This window comes from Nocardia sp. bgisy118, assembly GCF_057708605.1.
In genome coordinates this window covers 96,099-120,451 of record NZ_JBYISM010000001.1, presented here as the reverse complement: position 1 = coordinate 120,451, position 24,353 = coordinate 96,099, and the positions used below count along the sequence as shown (strand labels likewise).

Below are 24,353 nucleotides of genomic sequence, written 5' to 3'. Positions count from 1 at the left end.
TCACCCCGCCAATGCCTTCGGAATCGTCGCGTGCTCCGGCAGGATCACCCCGCACCCGAGCGACGCCGCGAAGGCCGCCGCCTGGTAGCGGTAGCACCGCCGGATCTTCAAGCGCGCCTGGGTGGACAGGTCGCGCGTAATGGCTTCGATGCGCGGCAGATCGCCGCGCAGTGGCTCGGTGATGGTCACCAGCGCCCCGAAGCGGGTCACACCGTGACCCCTTGCCTGTTCCTCACGGGCCTGCTGGGTGGCGCCCACCCGCAGGGTCGCGGCGGCCGAGACGACGCCGCGTTCGCTCTGCTGGGCCACCAGCGCGTTCTTGAAGTCGTCGTCGACGATCTCGGCGGCGTCGGCGGCCGAGTGCGGCCGGTACACGATGGCGATACGCTTGCGCGGCACTTCGGGATTGGGCGCGAGCAGGCGCTGCAGCACCCGCTCGTCCACCGCGCCCTCGGGGGCGGCGTCCATCTCCCAGGTCACCGAGCGGCCGCCGTCGTGCATGAAATGGTCCCACTTCTCGTCGTACGAGACCGGTCCCGCGTCGGCCCAATCCAGCCCGTGCCCTTCGGGTTCGGAGGCGGCGACCTCGAGATCGGCCTGCGAGGCCGGGTCGTAGCTGCGCCGGATGAAGGCGATCACCTCGTCGGCCGACATCGGCTGGGCGCGCACGCCCGCCTCGGCCAGCGCCGCGCAGATGCCGGGCAGCCGCCGACCGATCTCGACGGCCTCCTCGGCCGGGTTCTTGCGGCGCTCCGCGGTGGTGGCCTTGAACGTGATGGCGACGCGCGGCAGCAGCTGCACCCGCTCCTGCGGCAGCTCGGTGGCCAGCTCGTACATCACTTGCTGGGCCAGTTCCGGCGCTTCGGGGCGGGTGATGGTGGAAACCTCGGTGAGCAAACGGTTTCCGGTCTCCGGGACGGTGTCGATCACCGGAACCACGGCCACGATGTCGCTGGTCTGACCCACCGAGGCCAAGAAGGTGCCCCACGCCGAGACCCACCGATCGATGACCGGCTGGTCCACCGCCTCGTGGCCCTGCGGCCAGGCCCGCAGCACCACGGTGTACTGCGCGAACTGCGGGAGGTGGATCATGCCGAAGCTGTAGCCGCCCGCGTCGATGCCCTCGTACAGCTTCGAGGGCGCCAGCAGGCCCGGCAGCCGGGTGACGCCGCCGGGGATGCGGGAGAACCGTCCGCCCCGGTACACGTGTTCGCCGTTGTTCCGCGAGCGCATCCAGTTGAACATCATCAATCCCGTCTCATAGCCGGAGCGGCCCCCCGTCCGCCACACCAGTGGAACCATCACCGCCACGCCGGCGCCGCCGACGATGAGACCCCATTGGAAGCCGCCGACCATCGCGCAGATCAGCGCCGTGATCACGACCACGAAGCCGATCACGGTCTCTTCCCAGCGCAGGCCGAAAAGACCTGCGCTGCGCGGCTTCTGCCACAGGCCGTAGGAACGGCGCTCGTAGGGTTCGGTCATCGTCATCGCGGAATGGTGCTCCTCCCGAGGTCGGGCGAGCGGTTCGCCCAACGATCGCCTGCGACATCACCCATGGAATCGTCGGCGTTGCGCATACTGCCCGCCGCGGCTCTCGCCGCGCCGATACGGCCTGCCGCCCGCGCTGCCCCGGACGGTACTCCGGCCGAGCCCTGCGGTCCGGAGGCGCGCGGTGGTTGTCCCGCCGCTCCGCCGCCGCCTCCGCCGCCGCGCGGGGGCGTCGGACGTGGAGCGCCGCCGCCGCGTCCGCCGCCCGCGCCGCCCGGCGGGCGCGGTCCCGATCCGCTGCCGCTGACGTAGCCCGCCGAGCCGGGGGACGCCGCGGCCTTGACGCCGACCGCCTTGGTGCCCATCGCGCCCAGCGCCAGCGCGCCGACCACGGCGCCGCCGGTCCAGGCCAGACCCGAGCCGCCGGAGCCGACGATCGCGACGGCCGGGGTGACCAGGCGCATGAGCGCGGGCAGCACGAACGCCACGCTGCACAGCAGCACGATCGCGACCAGCATGCGCTGTGCCTCTTCACCTTCCGGCAGACCGCCGGTCGAGGTGAGCCCGTCGACGTGGCCCGCGGTGGTGAACGCGATCATGTAGACGATCGCCGCCACCGGTTTGAACAGCATGAAGGCGATGATCCAGCCGATCAGCTTCTGATACGACGACTTGCCGATGTTCATGCCCGACGCGGCGGCCGCCAGCGGCAGCACGCCTGCCGCGATGATCAGCAGACCTTGCCTGACGATGGCGAACACGATCTGCGCGAGCGCGCCGAGCAGGCCGACGATCGCGATGATCAGCACCAGACCCGGTGAGAAGGCTTGCAGCTTACTGGTTTTCACCATCAACTCGGCCAGGTCCTTGGCATTGCCGTTGGTCGAGTCGTTGATGATCCACTCGGCGAAGCGATCCGAGGCCTGGGTGCCCGCCACGATGATGGCGCCGAGCATCCAGGAGCTGAACACCACCCTGGCGAACATGCGGAACGATTCGGCCGCCTCGCTGACCGCCGCGCCGCGCCTGGCTTCGGCCAGTCTCGCGCCCGACAGGATGACCGAGGCGATGAGCAGCAATATCTGGATCTGATAGGTGTAGTCGTTGATTCTGGTGAACAGTGACCCGTTGTCGCTCGCGGCTTCGTTCGGCACCTTCATCCAGAACGTGAGCGCCAGGATGATGGCCTCACCGAGGCCGTTCATGAGCGAATCGACCACCTTGCCGAAGGTGGAGTCCCACGCCTTGTCCTTGACGGCCGTCGCGGCGTCGCCGGGATGCGAGGCGGCGTTGCCCGCCTTGCACACCGCGGACGCGGCGTCGCCGAGCGAGATGCCGGGCAGGCCGACACCGTCGAGGGTGTCGTGGATCTCGTTACAGGTCTCGTCGAAGCCGTAGGTCTGGCCGTAGGCCACCGTCGGCGTCGCGATCATCACGGTGAAGATGACCGCGAGGATCGTCACTAGTTTTTTCACCATCGTGTCCACCCCTCGATGTTCCGCAGGGACTCGATCTGGACTTGCTGCTCGCCGGTCACCGGTCTGAGCTTCCAATCGCCGTCGCGCCAGACGACCGCAAGGCGCATGCCCACCCATGTTGGTTGGCCATCAATTGTTTCCCGGGCCTTTCTCGCGAACTGGACGATCGCGGAATCGTCTGCGTAGCTTTCGATCCGGAACGCGTCCGACGCGAACAGCAGGGGTCTGAGCTTCTCCGGAATCCGCTCGGAGACCTTGCCGCTCGCGACCAGCCGGTCGTACTCCGCCAGGTAGTGCGGAGTCACTTCGACCAGCCGTAGCACCAGGTCCCGATCGCGCGGATTGGCGTTGGTGCGCCAGTAGATCTGTTCGGCCGCCAGTGCCGCGCCCCGCGGGGTGTGCGCGAAACCGACGGCGGCGTTGCCCTCGATGCGCGCCGGGCCGTCCGAGCCGGAGAAGCGCACGACCGGACCGCCGAACAGCTTCTGCCAGATGCCTTCGCCCTCGGCGGGCGCGGGAGCGGCGGTGAGCCAGTCCGGCTGGCCGGGCCGCGTCGGCAGGCTCGCAACCTGTTCCAGTGCAACGCCCGCCGGGTTCGCTGGGATGTCCACCGGCCTGCCGAAGAGGTCGGTCTCCCGTCCCGCGAAGCCGACGAGGCCTGCCGCACCGGCGCCGGGGGCGTGCTGAGAGGCGGAGCCCGTCACTGTCGAGTCGGCGGCCGTGCCGCCGTCCCTGGTCGCCGTCACCGTCACGCCGACGGCGATCGCCACCGCCAGCCCCGCGCCGACGCCGAGCAGCGCGAGCGGCGGGCGCTCACGGACGGATCCCGGGCCGCCGGTCACCATTTCGTCCACCCCTCGAGCGATTCGATGTACTCGGTCTGCGCGCCGTTGCTGGTCGCGGGCTTGAGCCGCCAGTCGCCCGCGTCCCACACCATGACCAGGCGCAGCGCCGCCCACAGCTGCTTGCCGTCGACGACGGGCCCGCGCGAGGCGAACCGGACGATAGCCAGGTCGTCGGCATAGTTCTCCACCTTGAACGCGTCGGGGGCGACGAAGTAGCGAGTCACCTTCTCCGGCTGCTGTTTCGGCAGCCGGTTCTCGTCGAGCGCTCGGTCGTAGGCGGCGATCTGCTGTGCCGAGACGCGCACCTGCCGCACGTAGAGGTCACGGTCGGCGGGGCGGGCGTTGATCCGGTAGGTGATCTGCGCGGCCGCCAGCGCCGCGCCCTGCGGGGTGTGCGCGTAGCCGACGGCGAGCCCGTCCTCGATGCGGGTCGGCCCGTCGGAGGTGGAGAACGGCACGGACGCGCCGTACACCCGCTGCCAGCCGCGCGGGGCGACGGTGCCCTCGGGCGATGCGGTCAGCCAGTCCGGGTCGGACGGCTTGCGCTGGTGCGTCGGATCCTGCGGAAGCGGTTGCCCCGCAGGGTTGTTCGGAATATCCACGCGCCTGCCGAACAGGTCGACCTCCGGGCTCGCGAAACCCTCTCCGGTCGTCGCGGCGAACTCGGCCTCGTTGCTGCCGGTGGCCTCGTCGTCGCGCGTGAGATACACCACGGTGCCGACGATCACGATGAGCGCAAGCAGCGCCGCGGACGCGATCGCGCCGAAGGAGACGCGATCGCGCGCGTAAGAATCCCGCTCGCTCACTTCTGCGCCTCCAATGTCACGATGTCGGTGGGTAATACGTCGATCGCCTCGACAGGGCGTGCGGTCGATTCGGGCTCGGGCAGTCGTAATCTCCAGTCTTCGGCGAACCACTCGACGACGGTGTGGTTCACGGCTTTCGAGCCGTCCGAGTACTCGGTGTACACATCGACGGCGCTGCGCTGCTCGGTGTAGTCGGTGATCTTGTACCCGAGCAGGCGCGGGGCGTACTCGGGATCGGCGGGACCGGTGATGGACAACTGCACCCGGCTCACCGCCCACTCGTCCCGAGCGACTCCCGGCACCACCTCGGCGGCGATCACCTTCGACCACTGGTTGTCGGCGGCCACCGAAAGGCGCACGGTGTGGGTGATGGCCGCGACCGCGGCGCCGGGCGGCGATTGCTCGAAACCCGTTGCGGCGCCGTCGGCGACGGACGCGGGTCCCTGGTCGGTGCGCGGCAGCGCCACGCCCTGATAGGGCTCCCATCGCAACCCACTCGGCCGCGCGGCGAGATCCGGGCCCGCGGCTTCGTCCGCGCCGCCGCAGCCGACGGCCGCCGCCAGCAACACCGCGCCGACCATTCCGGCCGCGCGACCCCGACGCCCCGCGCCGTGCTGCGAGTGCGCCACCGAATGCGACCGCGTCGCTGTGCAGTTCATGTCCGAACCGTCTCCATCAGGGTCCCGCGGCTCACGTCGGCAGGAACGCCAACGCGATCCCCGAGGCCGTACTGGCGACCGTCGCGCCGATCAGGCTCATCACCACGCCGTGGGTGGCGTCGTTGACGGCCAGATCGCTGCGGAAGGCGATCCACAGCCTCCCCGCGGACAGGATCATCCAGGCCAGGCACACCAGCAGCACGAACCAGAGCAGCCAGTTCAGCAGCTGCATCAGCGGTTCGAGCACCTCGGAGGGCATCTGCTTGTAGGCGAGCAGCTCCGCCGACATACGCGCGGTGGACATGCTCGTCCTAGGTCCCGATGACGGCGTTCATGATGGTGCCCGCACTGGTGGCGACCACGCCGCCGATCATCGCGCCCGCCACCATCTTCGGAGACTCGAGCCCACCGCCGGTCCACTTCTCCCAGGCGAATCTGCCACCGGCGTAGATGATTCCGCAGACACCGGACAGCAGCACGAACCAGGTCAGGTAGCGCACCATCTGCAAGATCTTCTCCGATCCCGGCGGCGCCTCCGGCGTCGGATTGCCCACCTGGGCCAGCACGGTGCCGTACGTGTCCTGCACGGCGAGGAGGAACATGCTCATCGGATGCCTTTCTCGAAATTGCTGCGCGCGCCGGTCTCCGTCACGATTCCTCCCCCTCGTCGAAACCCGCAGTGCTGTCAAGCTTCTCACGCACCACGGAGACGATGTCGACGCCCAGCTCGCGCACCTCGAGCGGGACCTCGGCCAGCGGATCGATCTTGCGTTTCTTCTCCGGCATCGGATCGCCCGGCGTCCACACCGGCAACTGCTCCGGCTCGACCAGGGTCCACTCCTCGTACCACGGCACCTGCCACAGCGGACCGGCCAGCGAGCCGACCACGTCGCGGTAGCGCCGGATCTCGGCGGGCATCCTGCCCGGGCGCGCGGCCACGGTGATCAGGCCGAGCACCTCGGAAGGGCCGCCGAAGCCGAAGTGGTGCTGGCGCAGCAGATCGTGCGCGCGGGTCAACCCGGCGATCGTCTCTCTGGCCACCAACACGACAAAGGGGGATTCACGCTCGAAGACGCCGGGCCAGCGGCGGCTCGAATCCGCCGTCGGCGCAAGCACATGCGCGAGGGTAGTGGCTCCGGCTCCGCCGTGCACACCCAGCAGCCAGACCAGCGGCGCGCGTCCGACACCGGGTACCGGACGGTCCCAGACCGGGGCGCGACGGGACTCGGGCGGCGCGACGACGCCAGCGGGCTGCGGATCGAGTTTCCGGCGAAGTTTCATGGCGGCGGTCATGATGCCACCCCCGACAACAGCACCCCGTACGCACGCCGCGTCTCGGCGGCCAGCGCGCTGTGCCGGACGAGTTCGCCGCGGGCGAGGTGCGGGTCGTAGGGAATCTCCCTGATGTCGCGAACCCAACCGGCCAGGTGTTCACGCAAATGGTCGGCAACCCGCGAATCGCCGCCGGGCTGCTGGTGCGAGACCACGATGGTGGTGTCGCCGACGATGCCGTCGCCCTGTCCCTCGGCCGAATCGCCGAACTGGTCGTCGAGCCATTCCAGGGCGACGCGCAGCCGGTTCGCGGCGTCCGGGCGCGCCGGAATGGCAAGCACCAGAGCGACATCCGCGTCGTCCAGCAGTGGACGCAGCTGGCGTCCTGCGATCGCGCTGCCCCCGTCGTAGACCGCGGTGAAGCCCGCGTCCTCCACCGCGCGGGCGACCGTCAGATAGGTCGCACGGCGGCGCAGCGGGGCGTCGTCGCGCCACAGCAGGCCGATGCCGGAGGTGGCACGGGACAGACATTCCTTCAACGGGGCCGGTTCGTCGTCACCGCGCCCGTACAGCCACGATTGCAGACTGATCGGGTGCAGGTGTTCGTCGGCGCCGCGCAGCGCGAGATCGCTGCCCGCTGCGGTGGCGTCCACCGCGACGATCGACGTTCCGGCCGAACCCAATTCGCCCGCGATGCCCAGTGCGGTCGTGGTGGTTCCCGCGCCACCGCACCCGCCGACCACCAGAATCGGCCGCTGTGTGGAGCCGGTGTCCTCCTCGCCGTCACCCCGCTTGCCGCGCCGCAACCGCACCACCGGAGCCTTCGCACGCGCCTGACGACCCTGCGTGGCGCCCTCCTCGGGCGCCTCGTCGAGCCAGCGGCTCCAGTCCTCTCCCATCGTTCTCAGCTCTCCTTCATCCGGCCGCGATACCCATGATCAGGGTGCGGCCGCCGATCACCGCGGTGGTGACCGTCTGCTTGTTGTACGTGGCCGGCGCTCCGCCCGGCCGATACTCGGTGACCTCTACCGAATACATGTTGTCGGCCACCGTGACGATGCGCACGCAATGCGTGGTGCCCTCGGGCACGCTGTCGATCCCGCGCTGGATCGTCGGGGCGGCGGAGATGTTCGCGTCCGGCGCGACGAATGCCCGCGCCCGCTCGCCGGATCGCTCCACGTAGTAGGCGTACTGGAAGGCCAGCACCACGTCCGGGCCGCTGGCCGTGCTGCCCGGCGCCGCGCTGCGGATCAGCCGGTCGGCGCGCTCGGTCGGGCAGCCCGAGGTGATGCCCGCCTGAGCGCTGCCCGCGGTGAACTGCATCGGCGGGGTCGTCGGCGCGATGGCGGCGCGGTTGCCCGAGGACCGCAACAGGTAGAGCGCGCCCGCGGCTACGAAAACCAGCAACAACACCGCAACGATCAACACCACGACCACGCGACCCCGGCGCGAGGCGGGGTGGTCGCGCAGCGCGCGCGGCAACTGACGGACCGGCGGCGAGGGCTCGTCGTCGTAGTCGTCGTCCTCGGGCCAGGGGAAGCGAACGAGATCGCCGTCGCGCGGGGCGTAGTCGTCGTCGGGCCCCGGTGCGCGGTCGGCGACCCAATCCGACCAGCCGCCGGTGAACTCGGCGCGCCGCGACGCCAGGTCCGCGGGAACCTCGTTTCGGGCGCGCGCCTCCTCCGGGTCCTCTTCCTCGCGAATGTAGTGCGGATACCGGGCCGGTCCGTCGTCCTCGGTCGCGTCGAGGCTCGCGTCGTCCTGCTGTGCCGGGGCGGGTGACCCATTGTCGGGCTCGAGCGCGTCGTACCATCGGGACAAGTTTTTGTACGACTTCAACATTCCCCCAATCCCGCAGAGCCAGGCACGTGGTATCGCATCGTCGGACCTCTCGGCGATCAGTTCGTGGAGAACGGGTAGCTGTTGGTGGCGGCACCGGGTCGCTCGGTGGGCGGAATCGAGGTCGCGCCGCCGGATGAGGCGCCATCGGCTCCTGTCCCGAACGGAAATTGTCCCGTACCGGACGAATTCGGCGTAGCCGACGCGCCGGTGCCGTGGCCGAAGAATCCGGCGGGCGGCTTGTCGGCCCCACCCAGCGGCTCGGCGCCCGCGCCGAAGCGATCGGCCAGGTCACGGGCCAGTGCGGCGAACCAGTCGGCCACGAAGCGCGTGGGCGCGTCGCCGTTGGCGGCCACCGCCGCGGTGCTGTACGCGCCGTGTCGCTGCACGGTGTCCCAATACCGTACCCAGGTGGTGACGTTCAGCAGTTCGCTGTTGTCGGTGATGTTCTGCACGACCGCGTCGAACGACTGGGTGACCAATCGCGAGACGGTCGTCGGCGGGATCAATTGTGGAATGGCGCCGAGCAACTTGGCGCCGAGCAGCAGCAGACCGGCCGCCGGATTGGACAGTCCCGCGGTCGCCAGCTCGGAGATCGCGGCCGGACCGATCACCGCTCTCGCGACGGTGGCGACCGCGTTGAGTCCGATCGAGCCGACCTTCAGCACGGCGCGCAGCGCGCCGTTCAGATCCAGCGGCGTGCGCGGATCGGAGGCGTCGGCGATCCGCTGCGAGATCGACTTCTTCGGGGAGAGTGACAGATTCGCCAGCGAGGTGCCCTGCACATCCTCGTCGACGACCTTGGTCGCGGTCTTGATGGAGGTGAAGGCGAGCGCTTGGGCGATGGAGACCAGCGAGGCGATGGGGTCGCCGCCGCTCAGCTTCGCCTGGCCCGCCACCGAGGCCACCGCCTTCAGGATCGGCGCCCCCTGCGGCGCGTCGCAGGCGAGATCGCCTGCGGCACAGAAGCTCGCCACCCGGCCGGTGAGCGCCGCGAAGTCGGCCGCCTGGTCCCGTTGCGGGCCGATACCGCCGCCGCCCGCGGGCGTCTGCGGCAGCGCGGCGATGGCCGCGATCTCGGCGCCCGCCGTGCCCGGTGCGGGATCCGGCGTCTGTTTGCCCGGCGAGCCGGGGAACAGCGGCGCGCCGGGATTGCGGGTCGGGTCGGCGAACAGCGCGACGGCGGCGATCCGGTCGGCGGCGACCACCCCGCGCCCCTGCCCGACCTCCTGCGCGAAAACCGAGGCGACGTGCGCACCCTGGGAGTAGCCGACGATCGCGAGCCGCGTGTCGGCGCACCGCTGGGCCACCTGCGCGGCCATGTCCCGTAGTCGCGTCAAGCCTCCTTGCACCGACTCGAGATAGGGGGCCGGGCCGCCGTTGACGAAGCCGCCGAAGCCGGATTCGTATGGCACGTAAGCACGATCGACCAGCCCGGGTTGCGGCGCATTGGCCAGCAACGGCAGGAAGACCGTCGAGAGCATGCCGGTGTCGGTGGTGGGCGCGGCGTCCGGAGAGGACTCCCCCGTGCCCTGAACGCCCAACGCGTACAGCGCAGGACAGTCGTCGAGGGCCAGATCGGTCGAGGGCGCTGCGGCATTCGGCGGATCGGCGAGCGCGGGGCTCGCCGTCGCGACGGCGACGGCAACGGTGGTCGCGACCACCAGCCCCGAGAGTCTTGCCGTGTAATCAGTCATAGCGATCCGCAATCAATCCCGTGTTGCCGCAGTTACCCTCAACGCCATGAAACGCAATAGACCGTAACAGATTCCGGCTATTACTGCCGCAACAGCGAAAATTTTTCGCAAAACGCCGAAGCATACATCATTCACACCGGCGCGGCGCGGAACTTCGCGTGGCAAGTTTCCGACGACCTCCGCGAGACCGCTACCGGCGGGCGACAATTGGGCTCGACACGGTCGGCCGAACCGCCCCGTGGCCGAGCAAACATTTCGAGACAGCCAGCAAACCTGCTGGGAGACAAGGTGATTCGCCCGGCGTCCCGGCGGCGGGCGAATCGATCAGGCGGCCGAGGTCACGCGGTAGACGTCGTAGACGCCCTCCACGTTGCGAACCACGTTCAGCAAGTGGCCCAGATGCTTCGGATCGCCCATCTCGAAGGTGAACTTGCTGATCGCCACCCGGTCGCCGTGCGTGGCCACCGAGGCGGACAGGATGTTGACCTTCTCGTCCGCGAGCACCTTGGTGACATCCGAGAGCAACCGGGTGCGATCCAGCGCCTCGATCTGGATGGCGACCAGGAACACCGAGGAGGGCGAGGGCGCCCACTGCACGTCGATGATCCGCTCGGCCTGATCGCGCAGCGAACCGGCGTTGGTGCAGTCCGTCCGGTGCACGCTCACCGCGCCGCCGCGGGTCACGAAGCCCATGATCTCGTCGCCCGGCACCGGGGTGCAGCACTTGGCCAGCTTGGCCACGGTGCCCGGCGCGCCGGGAATCAGCACGCCCGCATCGCCGGTGACGCGCTGGCGGCTCGGCGTGGTGGACGGCGTCGAGCGCTCGGCGAGTTCGTTCTCCACGTCGCCGATGCCGCCGAGCTGGGCCATGAGCCGCTGCACGACATGGTGCGCGGAGACCTGGTGCTCGCCGACCGCGGTGTAGAGGGTGGAGATGTCGGTGTAGTGCAGTTCGTGCGCGACGGCTGTCATCGCGTCCACGCTCATCAGCCGCTGCAGCGGCAGCCCGACGCGGCGGACCTCCTTGGAGATCTGCTCCTTGCCGCTCTCCAGGGCCTCCTCGCGGCGTTCCTTGGCGAACCACTGCCGGATCTTGGCCTTGGCGCGCGGGGAGACCACGAAGTTCTGCCAGTCCCTGCTGGGTCCGGCGTTCTGCGCCTTGGAGGTGAAAACCTCGACCACTTCACCGTTTTCGAGCTGACGCTCCAGTGCGACAAGGCGTCCGTTGACGCGCGCGCCGATGCAGCGGTGGCCGACCTCGGTGTGCACCGCGTACGCGAAGTCGACCGGAGTCGACTTCTGCGGCAACGTGATCACGTCGCCCTTCGGGGTGAACACGAAGATCTCCGGCGACTTCAGGTCGAAGCGCAGCGACTCCAGGAACTCCGCGGGGTCCGCGGCCTCGCGCTGCCAGTCGAGCAGCTGGCGCATCCAGGCCATGTCGTCGACCTCGGCGGCGTCACCGGAGTGCTTGCCCCTGGTCTCCTTGTAGCGCCAGTGCGCGGCGATGCCGAACTCGGCGGTGCGGTGCATGTCCTGGGTGCGGATCTGCACCTCCAGCGGCTTGCCGTCCGGGCCGACCACGGTGGTGTGCAGCGACTGGTAGACGCCGTAGCGCGGCTGGGCGATGTAGTCCTTGAACCGGCCCGCCATCGGCTGCCACAGCGAGTGCACCACGCCGACCGCCGCGTAGCAGTCACGGACCTCGTCGCACAGGATGCGGATGCCGACCAGGTCGTGGATGTCGTCGAAGTCCTTACCCTTGACGATCATCTTCTGGTAGATCGACCAGTAGTGCTTGGGTCTGCCCTCGACGATCGCGTTGATCCGCGAGGCGGCCAGGGTGTTGACGATCTCCGCGCGCACCTTCGCCAGGTAGGTGTCGCGCGAGGGCGCGCGATCGGCGACGAGGCGCACGATCTCGTCGTACTTCTTGGGGTGCAGGATCGCGAAGGCGAGGTCCTCCAGCTCCCATTTCACGGTGGCCATGCCGAGGCGGTGCGCCAGCGGGGCGATCACCTCGAGCGTTTCCTTGGCCTTCTTCGCCTGCTTCTCCGGCGGCAGGAAACGCATGGTGCGCATGTTGTGCAGGCGGTCGGCCACCTTGATCACCAGCACGCGCGGGTCGCGCGCCATGGCGATGATCATCTTGCGGATCGTCTCGGCCTCGGCGGCCGCGCCGAGGTTGACCTTGTCCAGTTTGGTGACGCCGTCCACCAGGTGCGCGACCTCGGAGCCGAAATCGGCGGTCAACTGCTCGAGCGAGTAGCCGGTGTCCTCGACGGTGTCGTGCAGCAGGGCCGCGACCAGCGTGGTGGTGTCCATGCCGAGTTCGGCCAGGATGTTGGCGACGGCAAGCGGGTGGGTGATGTACGGATCGCCCGACTTGCGGAACTGGTGCGCGTGGCGCTCGTCGGCGACGTCGAAGGCCCGCTGGAGCAGGGTGAGGTTCGCCTTCGGGTACAGCTCGCGGTGCACCGTGGCGAGTGGCTCGAGCACCGGCTTGACGGCGGCGATGCCACGCTGACCGGTCATCCGGCGGGCCAGCCGCGCCCGCACCCGCCGCGAGGCGGAGGTGGGAACGGCGGCGGTGGTGCCCGGTTGCCGCTGCGGCGCGCTGGGCTGCCGCTGGGGCACATCGTTGGGGGTCGGCCGGGCGGGCGACGGGCTTGCGGGGGCCGGCCCCGCACCATTCGACTGCGGGGCAGATGCCGCCGATTGCTCGACATTCGCCTCGCCCAGATGCTGAGTCATGCCACCACCTCTCCACGCCGCGGTCGGACCACCCTATCCGACCGCTGCAACCGCCCAGACCACAACTTTAGTCCCCGGCCCGGCGCATCGTCCGATCCGCAGACGCCGCGTCCGGAAGCTGCCCGGTTTCGAACGCTGTGATCGGACTTTCCGAACCGATCGCGGCCCCCTGGGCGGCCGAATCATCCGAACCCAACCTGCCCGGGGGAGAACGGATTTGCCCACCGTCCCCGGGGCGCGAAGCGGACCATCCCCGGGGCGCGGGAGCAGACCATCCCCGGGGCGCGGGAGCGGACCGCCACCGGGGCGCGGGAGCGGACCGCCACCACCACCGGGGCGCGGCAGCGGACCGTCACCACTCGCGGGCGGTGGCGGGACGGGCTCGCATCGAACCGCCGTCGAGACCGCGCGGTATCGGTACGCCGAGGAGATCGAGGGCGGTCGGGGTGATGTCGACGAGGGCGTAGTGGGCGTCGGTCACGCCGGGGTCGAAATCGGGGCCGCGGGCGATGACGAAGGTGGCGGGTCTCGTCACGGGTCTGGCCGCCGTGACCGCCCCTGGGGAGGTGGCCGTGGTCGGTGGTGACGAGCACGGTCCAGCCTTCGCCCGCGCGCGCGTCCACGGCCGCGACGATGCGACCGACCTCTCGGTCCACCCTGGTGGTGGCGTCCAGGTAGGCCCGCGAGGCCGCGCCGTGCCGGTGACCGGCGAAATCCACCTGGTCGAGGTGGACGAACAGGAAGTCGGGGGCGTCGCCGGTGAGGGCGGCGATCGCCGCGTCGGCAGTGGCGGCGTCGGTCTTCGCCTCGTCCGGATCGTCCGGCACGGGGGCGGTGACGGCGATCCGGCCGGCGTGCGGCGCGCCGCTGCCCGCGATGGTGGCGATCTTCGACCAGGTCGCGACCGCGGCGGTGCGGCGGCCCGCGCGCTCGAGCAGGGTGAACACCGTGGGGTAGCGGTCGAACGGTGCGGGATCGAAGTCGTTGTGGGTGACGCCGTGCTTGCGGTCCCAGACGCCGGTCAGCGCAGTCGCCCACGAGGGGCCGGACAGGCTGATGTGCGGCACGAGCGAGGTCTGCGACAGTGTGCCCGCCGCGGCCAAGCGCAGTAGGTTCGGCGCGCCGACCTGGTGGATCTTGGCGTACATCGCGCCGTCGATCCCTATCACCAGGACCTTGGCCGAAGCGGTGGCGGCGGTGGCGGTGACCGCGCCAGGGATCGAGGAGGCCGCCACGAGAGCCGTGGCACGCAACAGCGTCCGTCTCCGCATACCGTGACGATGACGGCCGCGGCACGGGACCTGCCAGCCCTTTCCCGGTCTGTTCATCGAGCTTTCATCGCTCGCCCCGGCGCAAGTCGTCTCGCTGAACTGCGGCCGAACGCCGCGCGACCGGTAGGTTCCCGGGCATGACGGTCGCTCGCTCCCTGCTGCTTTTCGCCCTGGCCGCGCTCGCCGAGATCGGCGGCGCCTGGCTGGTGTGGCAAGGCTGGCGCGAGCACCGCGGCGTGCTGTGGATCGCGGCGGGCGTGCTCGCCCTCGGCGCCTACGGATTCGTGGCCACCGTCCAGCCCGATCCGCATTTCGGCCGCATCCTGGCCGCCTACGGCGGAATCTTCGTCGCGGGCTCGCTGGCCTGGGGCATGGTCGTCGACAAGTTCCGCCCCGACCGCTGGGACTACCTCGGCGCGGCCATCTGCCTGGTCGGCGTCGCGGTGATCATGTACGCCCCGCGCACCTGACCACCGCTCACACGGCCGCGAAATGCGTGGCCGGCCGCGCGCAGAGCACGGCGACCCCGGCCTCGTCGAGCGTGGGAGCTCCCGCCCATTCCCGCGCGCCGAACCAGGGCACTTCGTCCGCAGGTAACCCGTTCGGACGCAGCGCTATTCGGCGGTGGCGTGGTCCGGTGCGGTGAACGCCCATACGGTGGCGGGGCGGCCGGTGGACTTGGTGCGGCGGCGTTCGGTGGTGCGTTCCAGGCCGGGGAGGGCGGCGAGAGTTCGGTTGAGGTTGGCCGGGTCGGGGCGGGCGCCGAGCAGGGAGGCGCTGAGCTCGACAGCTCGGGTGGCGGGAAATTCGGCGCCGAGCAGGGCGCGGGTGAAGATCCCGTCTTTCCAGAGCAGCCTGGCCAGGACCGCGCGGGACGCTTCGACGATGCGGTTGTGGTCGAACGCCAGGGCGGGTGCGCCGTCGAAGGGCACCCACCGAGCGTGGCCTTCGTGCGGGCCGACCACTGCCCACATGGCGATGGACAGAGTGGGTCCGCGCGGGTCGCGATGCGGTTCGTCGAAGGTGACGAGCTGTCCGACGGCCCCGATCGCGGCCTCGGGGACGCCGAGCTTGGTGTGCACCGCTCGGCGGGCGGCCGCGACGAGACGCTCGCCGCGGCCGAGCAGCACGCCGGGCAGCGCGAGTTCACCGGTGAACGGTTCGTGGCCGCGCGGCGCGATTCCGATCGTGACCCCGGCGTCCTCGGGCCAGAACCGGAGCGTCACCACATCGACCGACACAACGGATTGCTCCACGCCGAACCATCCTGCCCTCAGGCGGCGGCCGCCATCGAGCGCGGGGTTCGGTCGGCGCGGGCGGGTCCGTCCGCGCCGAGGACGACGGGTGCGCCGAGCGTCCGCTCGAGCCAGGACAGCCGGTCGTCGGGGAGTTCTTCGAGCAGCGGCTCGGCGGTGGCCAGCAACTCGGTGAGCCTGCTCTGATGGTCGAGATCGCGCCACGGCCCGAGCGGGAGCTCCCGGACGACACCGGCCCGCGTGCGGTAACCCGTTGCGGCCCGGCCGGTTCCCGCCGCGTCGAGGTGGTTCACCACCAGACCGTCGATCCCGCCGCACGCCGCGACGGCGTAACGCAGCAGCACCGCGTCGAGGTGGCCCAGGCGGAACGCGCCCTGGTACTCGCCGAAGGTGTTGTGCGGCTCGGGAATATCGAGTCCGTGGTCCTGGGTCGGCAGCGGGCCCGCGCCGTGCCTGGTCTGATAGGTCCGTGTGACGCCGAGGGTGTGACCGGAGTGACCGATGCCCGCCAGCATTTCCCGCGCGTTGCGCGGCTCGACGGTGGACCAGGTGGTGTGCGGGTGGAATCCGCGCCACTCGTCGAGCAGCACGCCCTGCGCGCCCTCGAAGACGAGTCGGCCGCGCCGGGCCGCCCGCGCCAGATAGGTCCCGTCCACGACGCGCACCGCGGCCGCGAACTCCCGGTACATGTCGACCATGTCGTCGATCGGCTCGTAACGGTGCGCGCTCGGCGCGATCAGCGGAGCGTAGTGGGCGGCCAGCGCGTGCAGCTTGGCGCGCAGGACCGCGGGGGCGCGGCAGTCGGCGACCGTCGGTGCGTCGTATTCGAGTGCGTACCTGGCGGTTTCGCCGATGCCACGGCCACACGACCCGTGCCGCGCCGCGCCGCGCGCGTCCTCGCGGGCGCGGTTGGCCGCGATGTGGATCGGCGTGGTCAGCAGCGCGCCACCCTCGATCCGCAACAGCGACAGTGGCTCCCGGACGCCGAGCGCGTCCAGCCGCCGTGCCTCCCCCGCCAGCGCGATCGGTTCCACCAGCATGTGCCGCGACAGCAAGGTCGGCACCCCGGAGAACGTGCCGGACCCGAACTGCGCGAATGTGTGGTGCCGCCCGTCGGCGATCACGTTGTGCGCGGCTTGCGCACCGCCGTTGAAGCGGACGACGGCCGACACGTCCAGGCCCGCCTCCGGTGCGCACAACCAGTCCACCGTCGCGCCCTTCCCCGCGTCGCCGAAGCCGAGGTCGACCACGATCAGATGCGAGCCGGTCATCCCGTCCTGCCTTTCCTTTCAGTGCCACCACCGGGAAGCGCACCGCACCGACCCCGCGACGGTGCGACGCGCCCCACTCGGCGCGGCCGACTCAGCGCGACCCGCCCGGCAGCGCACGCATGGCGGAACGGGCGTGCGCGCCCAGCGCCTTGCCGACCGAATCCACTTCCGCGCCCGACCCGACGTCGCGCAGGTCCGCCAGACCCGTGTCGATGTCGACCCGCCCCTCCGCGAGCCCGATGGTGAGCGCGATGAGTTCACACACCGCGGCGGGATCGTCGAGCTTCAGGAAGTTCTGCCCGAGCAGCCCGCGCCAGTGCTCGGCGATCTCAGGATCGTCGTAGTAGCTGGACTGGTTCGGCAGGATGTAGTGCACGTGCCACTTCTCGGCCAGCTCGCGGTAGATCGAGTCGACCGCGATATCGCTGCGCACGTGGTCGCCGATGACCGCGCGGATGTGCCGCGAGGCCAGTCGCGGCTTGTTCAGCTCGTCGCCGATGAAGAACAGGTACCCGCGCTTGCGCCGCTTCTCCCACGCGTCGGTGACGACGTGGGTGGCCAGGAAATAGGCCGCCAGCTCGTAGCTTTCGGACTTCTGACCGCCACCGCCGCCCTCGAGCAGGATGTTGCGCAACTGCTCGTCCATCCGGTTGTCGGATTCGAACTGCCCGACCTGCAGCGGCACCCGATCGGTGTCGGCGTCGCCGACCGCGCCGAACAGAATCTGCGGGTCGTCCGCGTACTTCTTGCGCTGCAGCAGTCCGTGCAGCTTGCCGAGCTTGTCCTGCATGATGATCGGCACCTGCCCCATCGAGCCGGTCACATCGAACAACACCGCGATGGGCAGCGAGTTCCCGTGCTCGTCGGAGTCCCGGCATTCCCGCGTGTCGACCCCCAGCGGGTCGAGCGCGGGGTGCGCGCGCCAGCTCGTGTAAGGCTGCGCGCGCATCTCGGCGGTGTAGCCGAAGTCGTCGATCCCCCGGCTGGCGCGATAGGTCTTGGCCGCCCGGTAGGCGGTGTCGTCCCAGTGTCCGTATCCCATGTCGCCGCTCCTCTCGTGAAGTAGTTTTAGTGTATTCGACTAAAACTTGAGCGGTCAAGGGCACTGATCCAATCGATGCCGGTCCACGTGTTAATACCCAAGGCACACAGCACGATTCAGGCTTAGGCGGCACGTCGCCTATTGCATGCCATAGAGACGCTGGCCGTTCACACTTCGGATGGACCATCGCGGAACGGGAAATTCGGACTCGCCGGACGCGCGGTGCGGAGCTCCCCGGAAGTGCGGTCGTAATCAGGGGTAAAACCGCCGAGGCCGGTGCTCGCTAGGCGGTGCGCGTCATGGGGGGAGCCGACGAAGTTGTCGGCTGCTAAGGCTGCGGTACAGGGGCAAGTGTGCCGCAACGCATTTCAGGGAGTGGAGCACCGATGGGGAGACGAGAGAAACCGATCGATGTCCGGTCGGGGCCGGTCGCCGCGTTCGCCGGAGATCTGCGCAAACTGCGGGCCGCGGCGGGCAATCCGTCCTATCGGCAGCTGGCGAGCGCGGCCCTCTACTCCCCCTCGGTGCTGTCGGACGCCGCGGGCGGCCATCGGCTGCCGACGCTGCCGGTGGCGCTGGCGTTCGTGCGCGCCTGCGGTGGCGACCCCGCGGAGTGGGAGCGCCGCTGGCGCGAGGCGCGCGGGGACGGCGCGCCCACCGAGCCGCTGCCGATCGTGGTGGACGAGGCGGCCGACTCCGGACCGCCCCGCCCGGTCCAGCTCCCCATCGGCCCGCACGATTTCGTGGGCAGAGTAGCCGAATTCGACGACACACGGGCGGCCACAGCCGGCATCGCGGACTCGCGGGTCCCGGTGGTCGTGCGCGGGCCGGTCGGCGTCGGCAAGACCGCGTTCGCGCTCCGGTTCGCGCACCGGCTCGCCGAACAGTTCCCCGACGGGCAGCTGTTCGCCGACATGGCCGCCCGCCGCGGCGACGAAGCCGCTCCGCTGGAGGTCATGGCCGGTTTCCTGCGCGCGCTCGGCGTACCGCCCGAGCAGGTGCCCGCCGACGACATGCACCGCATCGGGCTGTATCGCTCGATGCTCGCCGAACGGCGGGTCATCGTGCTGCTCGACAACGTTCGCGACGAACCGCAGGTCCGTCCGCTGCTCGCGCGCTCGCTGAACAGCCAGATCGTGGTGACCAGCCGCTCGCGGCTGCTCGGTCTGGACGGGGTGCGCCGCGTCGCGCTCGGCCCGCTCGCGCAGGCCGAGTCGGTCGATCTGCTGCGCCTGCTCATCGGCGGCGAGCGGGTCGGCGCGGAGCCCGCGTCGGCGCTGCGCATCGCCGAGTTCTGCGGGCGACTGCCGCTGGCGCTCACCATCGCGGGCCGCAAGATCGCCGCGCAGCCGGGGCGGCGGCTGACCGAGATCGCGGCGCGTCTCGCCGAAGGGGTGACCGTGTCGAACTGGCTGCGGATCGGCGACGTGAGCCTGGCCGACGCGGTGCTGCCCGCCTATCTGTCGCGTCCGCCGCTGGCCAAGCACGTGCTGCACATGCTGGCAGGCGGCGCCGACGAGGTGGCGCCCGCGACCTTGGCTCGCTCGCTGCACATCTCGATCGAGTCGGCCGAGTACGCGATGGACAGCCTCATCGACGGCGGTCTGCTGCACCGGGTTCCGGATCCGGAGCGGTACGTGATGTCGCCGTTGTTCGGCCAGCTCGTCGCCCAGGAGGCCGACCGGTTCGCGCTGCGACGCCAAGCCGACGAGCTGGACACCGACCCACTACGCGCGGCCATCGGTTTCGAGGGAGGTCTCGCGCGCTGAACCGATCACGTTGTCCGGCTTTGGCGTTCGTTTGTCCGCGGTAGCCGTGAGCAGGGCGAATACGGCCGGTTCCGGGGTTAGGTTCGTCGAGTTCGAACAGATCAGGATCAACGACTCAGGAGGAGCCGACGTGGCCGACGACAACCAGCAGAGCCGGGCCGACGCGTTTCGAAACCTGCACGCGACGGGCACTTTCGTGCTGCCCAACGCCTGGGACCCGATCAGCGCGGCGGTGATCGCGCAGGCAGGCGCCGAGGCGATCGCCACCACCAGTGCGGCCGTGTCCTGGGCGCTCGGCCGCACCGACGGCCAGCGGCTGACCAGGGAAGAGGCCGTCGCCCAGGTGGCGCGCATCGTCGCGGCCGTCGACGTGCCGGTCACCGCCGACGTGGAGGGCGGCTACGGCCCCGCGCCGGAGGACGTCGCGGCCACCGTCGCCGCCGTGATCGGCGCAGGCGCGGTCGGCGTCAATCTGGAGGATTCCACCGCGCCCGGCGGACCGCTGTTCGACCGCGCGGCGCAGCGCGGTCGGCTGCGCGCCGCCCGCGCCGCGGCCGCCGAGGCGGACCTGCCGGAACTGGTGATCAACGCGCGCACCGACGTCTACCTGTTCGGTGTCGGCGCACCCGAGGACCGTTTCGACGACGTGCTGGCCAGGGCCGTCGACTACGCCGAGGCGGGCGCGGACAGCCTGTTCGTCCCTGGCCTGCTCGACCTGCCGACGCTCACCGATCTGGCGGGCAAGTCGCCGCTTCCGGTGAACGTGATGACCGGTCCCGGCGCGCCCAGCGTGCCGGAACTGGCCGCCGCCGGTGTGCGCCGGGTCAGCCTCGGCCCCGCGCTGGCCCAGGCCGCCTACGGCCGGGCCGCGGCCGCCGCCCGCGAGCTGCTCGACACCGGCACCTACGACGCGCTCGCGGGCGCGCTGGACTTCGGCGCCGCCGAAGCGCTGCTGCGCTGAGCTTTCCGGCGCTGCTGCGCTGAGCTTTCCGCAATCCCCTGCCGCCCCGGCGACCAAGGACTCACGATGAACGCAATCAGAACCGACTCCCGCACCGGCGTTTTCGCCGCGCTGCGCCAGACCCCGCGCCCGGTCGTCTATCTGCTCATCGGCGTGCTGGTGAACCAGCTCGGCGCCTTCGTGCAGACCTTCCTGGTGCTCTACCTGACACATCGCGAATTCAGCATCGGCCAAGCCGGTCTCGCGCTCACCGCCTACAGCGCGGGGGCGGTCTTCGGGACCATGCTCGGCGGCGAGCTCACCCACCGGCTCGGCCCGCGCTCGACCATCATCGCCGCGATGACCGGATCGGCCGCGCTGCTCACGGTGATCCCGCTGCTCGCCACGCCGGGCCTGTTCGCGGCGCTGCTCGTCGCGGTGGCCGCGGCGGGCCTCGTCACCCAGTCCTATCGGCCTGCCGCTGCGCTGCTGCTCGGCGACCTGATGCCGGAAGAGCATCGGGTGATGGGCTTTTCGATGATGCGCATCGCACTCAACGCGGGCGCGGCGTTGGCGCCGCTCATCGCGGCGGCGGTGATCCTGATCGACTGGAATCTGCTGCTCTGGCTGGACGCCGCGTCCGCCCTCACCTACGCGGTGCTGGCGCTGCTGCTCCTGCCGAACGTGGCCACGGTGCAGGACGCGCCGGAGCCGACGCCGGGCGAGCGCACCGGCTACGGCGTGATCCTGCGTGACCGGCGCTACCACCTGTTCCTGGCGTCGGTGCTGGTCGGCTCGATCATCTACGTGCAGTACACCGTCGCGCTGCCGCTGAACATCACCGCGGACGGCCGGTCCACCGGCCTGTACAGCGCGGTGCTGGTCACGGCGTCGGTGGTGCTGATCCTGTGCGAGCTGAAGATCACCTCGTACGTCAAGCACCTGCGGGCGCCGCTGGTCGGCGCGGTGGGTACCGCGATCATGGGCCTCGGCGTGGCCGGGTACTCCTTCGCCGGAGAGGGCGCGGCTCCGATCCTGCTGGCGACGGTGGTGTTCGTGCTCGGCGTGATGATCAACGGCCCCACCATGTTCGCGTATCCCTCCACCTTCCCGGCTCCGGTGAAAGCCCGCTACATCGGCACCCATCAGGCCACCTTCGGCTTGGGCATGGCGCTCGGCCCCACGCTGGGCGTCCTCGCGTGGGATCGCCTCGGCACCGGGATCTGGCCGCTGTGCGGCGCGCTCGGGCTCTTCGCGGCCTGGTGCGCGTACGCGGGGATTCGCGAGAACCACACGGCGGATACGAGCGGGCCTGAGGTGAGCGAAAAGCCGGATGTCACAACGGACAGGGAAATGTCCGATGCGGAACCCGGCACCGACGCGGCGACCGGCAGCGCGGTGTCCACCGTCGAGTCCGGCACGGCGGTGTCCACCGTCAAGTCCGGCACCGGAGCGTGAGCGCCGCACTTCGGCGCCACGAGGCGCGTACCGCGCACCGCTGAGGCGTCCGCCGATCGAGAACACGATCGGCGGATGCTTCGCGTTCACAGTGAATTCCCCTACGCCCGGCGGATCTCGTGCCACCGCGCCGTCGCGCCGCCGCTCGGTTAGCCTCGTACCCGCAGATCGCACGACATCCCCTGCCGAACAGGCACTTTCGTACGAGATGAAGGCACCCATGAACCTGACATCCCATCTTCCCGCCGGCCGCCGCACGTACGTCGAAGACAGGCTGCGCGGCAATCTCATCGCGTGGCTGACGACTGTCCGCCCCGACGGCAGGCCCGACAGCGTGCCGGTCTGGTTCCTGCTGCGCGAGGACGAGACGATCCTGATCTACAGCCAGCCGAGCAAGCAGAAGCTGCGCAACGTGGCGTCCAACCCGCACGTGAGCCTCGGCCTCGACGTCACCGACATCGGCCGCGACATCGTGCGCCTGGAAGGCACCGCCGAACTCGCCCCCGACCTGCCGCCCGCCGACCGGGAGCCGCGCTACGCGGCGAAATACGCCGAACGCATCGGCGCGATGTTCGGCACCCCGGCGGAGTTCGCCGCGATGTTCTCCGCGGCCCTGGTCATCACGCCGCGTCGCCTGTACAGCAGCGGCCCCGTCTCCGCGCTCGACTAGCGCGAACCCCGTTCCGGTACAGAAAAAGGCGGCGGCGTTGGAAACGCCGCCGCCTTTCGTTGTGTCCGGCGTGGTCAGTCGACCTCGACCGCGAACAAGTCCAGTTGCAGCAACTGCGAGACGGCCACGTCCCTGGTCCGGTTCGACCAGCCGGACTGCACCTTCTGGAACCACAGCGGAATCGCAGGCATGTCCTGCAGGATCCGGCGCTCGGCTTGCTGGTACAGCACCCATCCCTCGCGCTCGGTCGGCGCGGCGTCCGCGGCCGCCAGCAGCGCGTCGACCTCCGGGTTGGTGTACGTCGTGCCGTTCACCGCGGCGCCGGTGCGGAAGATCGGGTTGAGGAAGTTCTCGATGGACGGGTAGTCGGCGACCCAGCCGGAGCGGAAGATCGTCGACATGCGGCGGTCGTTGATCAGCGTCCGGAATTCGCCGAACGTCGGCACCGGCGCGTACCGGCATTCCCGGCCGAGCGCTTTGCTGATCGTCGCGCAGGCCGCGTCCATCCACACCTGATTGGCCGAATCGTCGTTGGAGGTCAATTCGATCTGGCCCGTGAAGCCGGTCGATTCGAACAACGCGCGCGCTCGCTCGGGGTGGTACTCGCACAGCTCTCCGCACTGTCCGCCCGCGTGGCCGGGCACGGTGGACGGCACCAGCCCGTCGGCCAGGATCTTGTCGCCGTCGAAGGCCGTGTCGACCACGTACTTCCGGTCGACGGCCATCGAAATGGCCTGCCGCAAGCGCGGATCGGCGTATCGCTTGTCGTAGAGCGGGAACGAGATCGACTGCACGCCCAAGTAGGTGTGCGACAGATTCCGTCCGGACAGTTCGGTTTTGTACCGGCCGCCCGCGAGCGCGTCGGCGGGCACGAAATCGAGGTAGTCCAATTCATTGGCGACCACGTCGGCGTAGGCGTCCTCGAGCGCCTTGTAGAACCGGAATTCGACGCCCTCGATGTGCGGCTTGCGCGCGCCGCCGTAGGCGTCGTACCGGTGCACGACGATGTTCTCGCCCGGGGTGTGCGAGACGAACCGGAAGGGCCCGTTGCCGACGGGATGCGCCTCGAACGCGGCACGGTCGGCGAAGAAGCTGCGCGGCAGCGGGAAGAATGCGGCGTAGCCGAGCTGGGTCGCGAAGGCGGAGAACGGGGCCGTCAGGGTGACCTCGAACCTGCGGTCGTCGATGATTCGCACACCCGACAACTGCTGCGCCGAGCCGTTCTGCAGCGCCTCGTAGCCCTGGATGTGCGACAGGTACGTGGCGCCCTGGAGTTTGTTCGGCCCGTAGGCGGTGTAGTTCCAGGCGTCCACGAAACTCTGTGCGGTGACGGGTGTTCCGTCGTGGAAGGTCCAGCCCGGCGCGAGGGTGACCAGATAGACGCGCGAGTCGGCGGTGGCGATCGATTCGGCCACCGCATTGCGGGGCACCGCGGTGGCCGTGTCGTACTCGACGAGCCCGGTGAACAGCGCGTTCACGATCTTGACGCTGTCGCGTTCGGTGGCGTCGCCGGGAATCAGCGGGTTCTCCGGTTCGGTTCCGTTGTAGCTGATGACGCCACGGCCGGGAGCGTCGGCGCTCGGCGAGCTGTCGCAGGAGACGGTGAGCAGCGCGGCGGACGCGACGGCGACGATCCCCGCGGCGACGCGGAGCGCTGGTGATCTGGTCGAGATGCTCATCTGGCCAGCTCAGCAGAGCTGGGAATTGATCGGCAGTGCTGCGCGACAGAAACATTCAATCGACTGTCAGGCGGCGCCAATCGGCGAAACAGCCGCCGTGTCGACAGGTTGTCGTGCGGATCGGCGCGCGGGTTTCGGTCAACTCGCGCAGCGCAT

Annotated in this window: 22 protein-coding genes; 5 read left to right on the top strand and 17 right to left on the bottom strand. The window is 70.0% G+C overall.

The genetic code is table 11. The features are described 5' to 3' along the window. From AC3EO7_RS00445 to AC3EO7_RS00385, 13 genes are all read right to left on the bottom strand, one after another. A complete protein-coding gene (locus tag AC3EO7_RS00445) occupies window positions 1–1,491 on the bottom strand; it encodes an SCO6880 family protein (RefSeq protein WP_431972149.1) in 1,491 nt (496 codons plus the stop codon). Continuing rightward, window positions 1,488–2,969, bottom strand: a complete 1,482-nt coding sequence (locus tag AC3EO7_RS00440; protein WP_431972150.1) for a hypothetical protein — start codon at window positions 2,967–2,969, stop codon at window positions 1,488–1,490. Before AC3EO7_RS00440 ends, AC3EO7_RS00445 begins: the two co-directional genes overlap by 4 nt. Continuing rightward, entirely contained in the window at window positions 2,963–3,814 is an 852-nt protein-coding gene (locus AC3EO7_RS00435; protein ID WP_435590143.1) for a DUF8175 domain-containg protein, read from the bottom strand. Before AC3EO7_RS00435 ends, AC3EO7_RS00440 begins: the two co-directional genes overlap by 7 nt. After that, window positions 3,808–4,620 carry a DUF8175 domain-containg protein gene (locus AC3EO7_RS00430; protein ID WP_431972152.1) on the bottom strand — a complete coding sequence of 271 codons (813 nt, stop codon included), beginning with the start codon at window positions 4,618–4,620 and terminating at the stop codon, window positions 3,808–3,810. Before AC3EO7_RS00430 ends, AC3EO7_RS00435 begins: the two co-directional genes overlap by 7 nt. After that, window positions 4,617–5,279, bottom strand: a complete 663-nt coding sequence (locus AC3EO7_RS00425; protein ID WP_431972153.1) for a DUF8175 domain-containg protein — start codon at window positions 5,277–5,279, stop codon at window positions 4,617–4,619. Before AC3EO7_RS00425 ends, AC3EO7_RS00430 begins: the two co-directional genes overlap by 4 nt. A gap of 31 nt (window positions 5,280–5,310) precedes the next feature. Beyond that, on the bottom strand, window positions 5,311–5,583 hold the full coding sequence (locus tag AC3EO7_RS00420; protein ID WP_068067780.1) for a hypothetical protein: 273 nt from the start codon (window positions 5,581–5,583) through the stop codon (window positions 5,311–5,313). Between the two features lie 7 nt (window positions 5,584–5,590). After that, on the bottom strand, window positions 5,591–5,887 hold the full coding sequence (locus AC3EO7_RS00415) for a hypothetical protein (protein ID WP_431972154.1): 297 nt from the start codon (window positions 5,885–5,887) through the stop codon (window positions 5,591–5,593). Window positions 5,888–5,927: 40 nt separating this feature from the next. Then, window positions 5,928–6,572, bottom strand: coding sequence for a hypothetical protein (locus AC3EO7_RS00410; RefSeq protein ID WP_435590142.1), 645 nt, complete (start codon window positions 6,570–6,572; stop codon window positions 5,928–5,930). Continuing rightward, the gene (locus tag AC3EO7_RS00405) at window positions 6,569–7,450 is read right to left on the bottom strand and encodes a MinD/ParA family ATP-binding protein (protein WP_435590141.1); all 882 of its coding nucleotides are present in this window, start codon (window positions 7,448–7,450) and stop codon (window positions 6,569–6,571) included. Before AC3EO7_RS00405 ends, AC3EO7_RS00410 begins: the two co-directional genes overlap by 4 nt. A 16-nt stretch (window positions 7,451–7,466) precedes the next feature. After that, a complete protein-coding gene (locus AC3EO7_RS00400) occupies window positions 7,467–8,372 on the bottom strand; it encodes a DUF8176 domain-containing protein (protein ID WP_431972157.1) in 906 nt (301 codons plus the stop codon). Window positions 8,373–8,449: 77 nt separating this feature from the next. Continuing rightward, window positions 8,450–10,087: a cutinase family protein gene (locus AC3EO7_RS00395; protein WP_435590140.1), complete on the bottom strand. Its 1,638-nt coding sequence runs from the start codon at window positions 10,085–10,087 to the stop codon at window positions 8,450–8,452. A 324-nt stretch (window positions 10,088–10,411) separates the two neighbouring features. Beyond that, entirely contained in the window at window positions 10,412–12,841 is a 2,430-nt protein-coding gene (locus AC3EO7_RS00390) for a RelA/SpoT family protein (protein ID WP_431972159.1), read from the bottom strand. A 182-nt stretch (window positions 12,842–13,023) separates the two neighbouring features. Continuing rightward, window positions 13,024–14,112 carry an alkaline phosphatase family protein gene (locus AC3EO7_RS00385; RefSeq protein WP_435590139.1) on the bottom strand — a complete coding sequence of 363 codons (1,089 nt, stop codon included), beginning with the start codon at window positions 14,110–14,112 and terminating at the stop codon, window positions 13,024–13,026. 137 nt (window positions 14,113–14,249) lie between these two features. Between AC3EO7_RS00385 and AC3EO7_RS00380 the strand changes: the two genes are divergently transcribed. Continuing rightward, window positions 14,250–14,582, top strand: coding sequence for a YnfA family protein (locus AC3EO7_RS00380; RefSeq protein ID WP_435590138.1), 333 nt, complete (start codon window positions 14,250–14,252; stop codon window positions 14,580–14,582). A 144-nt stretch (window positions 14,583–14,726) separates the two neighbouring features. Here the strand turns inward: AC3EO7_RS00380 and AC3EO7_RS00375 are convergent, their stop codons facing one another. From AC3EO7_RS00375 to AC3EO7_RS00365, 3 genes are all read right to left on the bottom strand, one after another. Beyond that, window positions 14,727–15,368 (bottom strand): NUDIX hydrolase, encoded by a 642-nt coding sequence (locus AC3EO7_RS00375; RefSeq protein WP_431972162.1) that lies wholly within the window; start codon window positions 15,366–15,368, stop codon window positions 14,727–14,729. Between the two features lie 17 nt (window positions 15,369–15,385). Further along, a complete protein-coding gene (locus AC3EO7_RS00370) occupies window positions 15,386–16,639 on the bottom strand; it encodes an adenylosuccinate synthetase (RefSeq protein ID WP_431972163.1) in 1,254 nt (417 codons plus the stop codon). A 91-nt stretch (window positions 16,640–16,730) separates the two neighbouring features. After that, on the bottom strand, window positions 16,731–17,681 hold the full coding sequence (locus AC3EO7_RS00365) for a hypothetical protein (protein ID WP_435590137.1): 951 nt from the start codon (window positions 17,679–17,681) through the stop codon (window positions 16,731–16,733). 386 nt (window positions 17,682–18,067) lie between these two features. On the opposite strand from AC3EO7_RS00365, the gene AC3EO7_RS00360 reads away from it, so the two are divergent. From AC3EO7_RS00360 to AC3EO7_RS00345, 4 genes are all read left to right on the top strand, one after another. After that, complete coding sequence (locus AC3EO7_RS00360; RefSeq protein ID WP_435590136.1) at window positions 18,068–19,450, top strand: helix-turn-helix domain-containing protein; 1,383 nt, start codon at window positions 18,068–18,070, stop codon at window positions 19,448–19,450. Between the two features lie 130 nt (window positions 19,451–19,580). Next, window positions 19,581–20,411, top strand: coding sequence for an isocitrate lyase/PEP mutase family protein (locus AC3EO7_RS00355; protein WP_435590135.1), 831 nt, complete (start codon window positions 19,581–19,583; stop codon window positions 20,409–20,411). Between the two features lie 66 nt (window positions 20,412–20,477). Then, window positions 20,478–21,848, top strand: a complete 1,371-nt coding sequence (locus AC3EO7_RS00350) for an MFS transporter (protein ID WP_431972167.1) — start codon at window positions 20,478–20,480, stop codon at window positions 21,846–21,848. Between the two features lie 220 nt (window positions 21,849–22,068). Beyond that, window positions 22,069–22,518, top strand: coding sequence for a TIGR03667 family PPOX class F420-dependent oxidoreductase (locus AC3EO7_RS00345; RefSeq protein WP_431972168.1), 450 nt, complete (start codon window positions 22,069–22,071; stop codon window positions 22,516–22,518). Between the two features lie 74 nt (window positions 22,519–22,592). Here AC3EO7_RS00345 and AC3EO7_RS00340 read toward each other — a convergent pair whose 3' ends face one another. Next, window positions 22,593–24,197 carry a peptide ABC transporter substrate-binding protein gene (locus tag AC3EO7_RS00340; RefSeq protein WP_431972169.1) on the bottom strand — a complete coding sequence of 535 codons (1,605 nt, stop codon included), beginning with the start codon at window positions 24,195–24,197 and terminating at the stop codon, window positions 22,593–22,595. Between the last annotated feature and the right edge of the window lie 156 nt (window positions 24,198–24,353).

Coding starts and splice junctions, on each gene's coding strand:
- AC3EO7_RS00445 (WP_431972149.1), bottom strand. CDS start 1,491: ATGACGATGACCGAACCCTACGAGCGCCGTTCCTACGGCCTGTGGCAG.
- AC3EO7_RS00440 (WP_431972150.1), bottom strand. CDS start 2,969: ATGGTGAAAAAACTAGTGACGATCCTCGCGGTCATCTTCACCGTGATG.
- AC3EO7_RS00435 (WP_435590143.1), bottom strand. CDS start 3,814: ATGGTGACCGGCGGCCCGGGATCCGTCCGTGAGCGCCCGCCGCTCGCG.
- AC3EO7_RS00425 (WP_431972153.1), bottom strand. CDS start 5,279: ATGAACTGCACAGCGACGCGGTCGCATTCGGTGGCGCACTCGCAGCAC.
- AC3EO7_RS00420 (WP_068067780.1), bottom strand. CDS start 5,583: ATGTCCACCGCGCGTATGTCGGCGGAGCTGCTCGCCTACAAGCAGATG.
- AC3EO7_RS00415 (WP_431972154.1), bottom strand. CDS start 5,887: ATGAGCATGTTCCTCCTCGCCGTGCAGGACACGTACGGCACCGTGCTG.
- AC3EO7_RS00410 (WP_435590142.1), bottom strand. CDS start 6,572: ATGACCGCCGCCATGAAACTTCGCCGGAAACTCGATCCGCAGCCCGCT.
- AC3EO7_RS00405 (WP_435590141.1), bottom strand. CDS start 7,450: ATGGGAGAGGACTGGAGCCGCTGGCTCGACGAGGCGCCCGAGGAGGGC.
- AC3EO7_RS00395 (WP_435590140.1), bottom strand. CDS start 10,087: ATGACTGATTACACGGCAAGACTCTCGGGGCTGGTGGTCGCGACCACC.
- AC3EO7_RS00390 (WP_431972159.1), bottom strand. CDS start 12,841: ATGACTCAGCATCTGGGCGAGGCGAATGTCGAGCAATCGGCGGCATCT.
- AC3EO7_RS00385 (WP_435590139.1), bottom strand. CDS start 14,112: ATGCGGAGACGGACGCTGTTGCGTGCCACGGCTCTCGTGGCGGCCTCC.
- AC3EO7_RS00380 (WP_435590138.1), top strand. CDS start 14,250: ATGACGGTCGCTCGCTCCCTGCTGCTTTTCGCCCTGGCCGCGCTCGCC.
- AC3EO7_RS00370 (WP_431972163.1), bottom strand. CDS start 16,639: ATGACCGGCTCGCATCTGATCGTGGTCGACCTCGGCTTCGGCGACGCG.
- AC3EO7_RS00365 (WP_435590137.1), bottom strand. CDS start 17,681: ATGGGATACGGACACTGGGACGACACCGCCTACCGGGCGGCCAAGACC.
- AC3EO7_RS00360 (WP_435590136.1), top strand. CDS start 18,068: ATGGGGAGACGAGAGAAACCGATCGATGTCCGGTCGGGGCCGGTCGCC.
- AC3EO7_RS00350 (WP_431972167.1), top strand. CDS start 20,478: ATGAACGCAATCAGAACCGACTCCCGCACCGGCGTTTTCGCCGCGCTG.
- AC3EO7_RS00345 (WP_431972168.1), top strand. CDS start 22,069: ATGAACCTGACATCCCATCTTCCCGCCGGCCGCCGCACGTACGTCGAA.
- AC3EO7_RS00340 (WP_431972169.1), bottom strand. CDS start 24,197: ATGAGCATCTCGACCAGATCACCAGCGCTCCGCGTCGCCGCGGGGATC.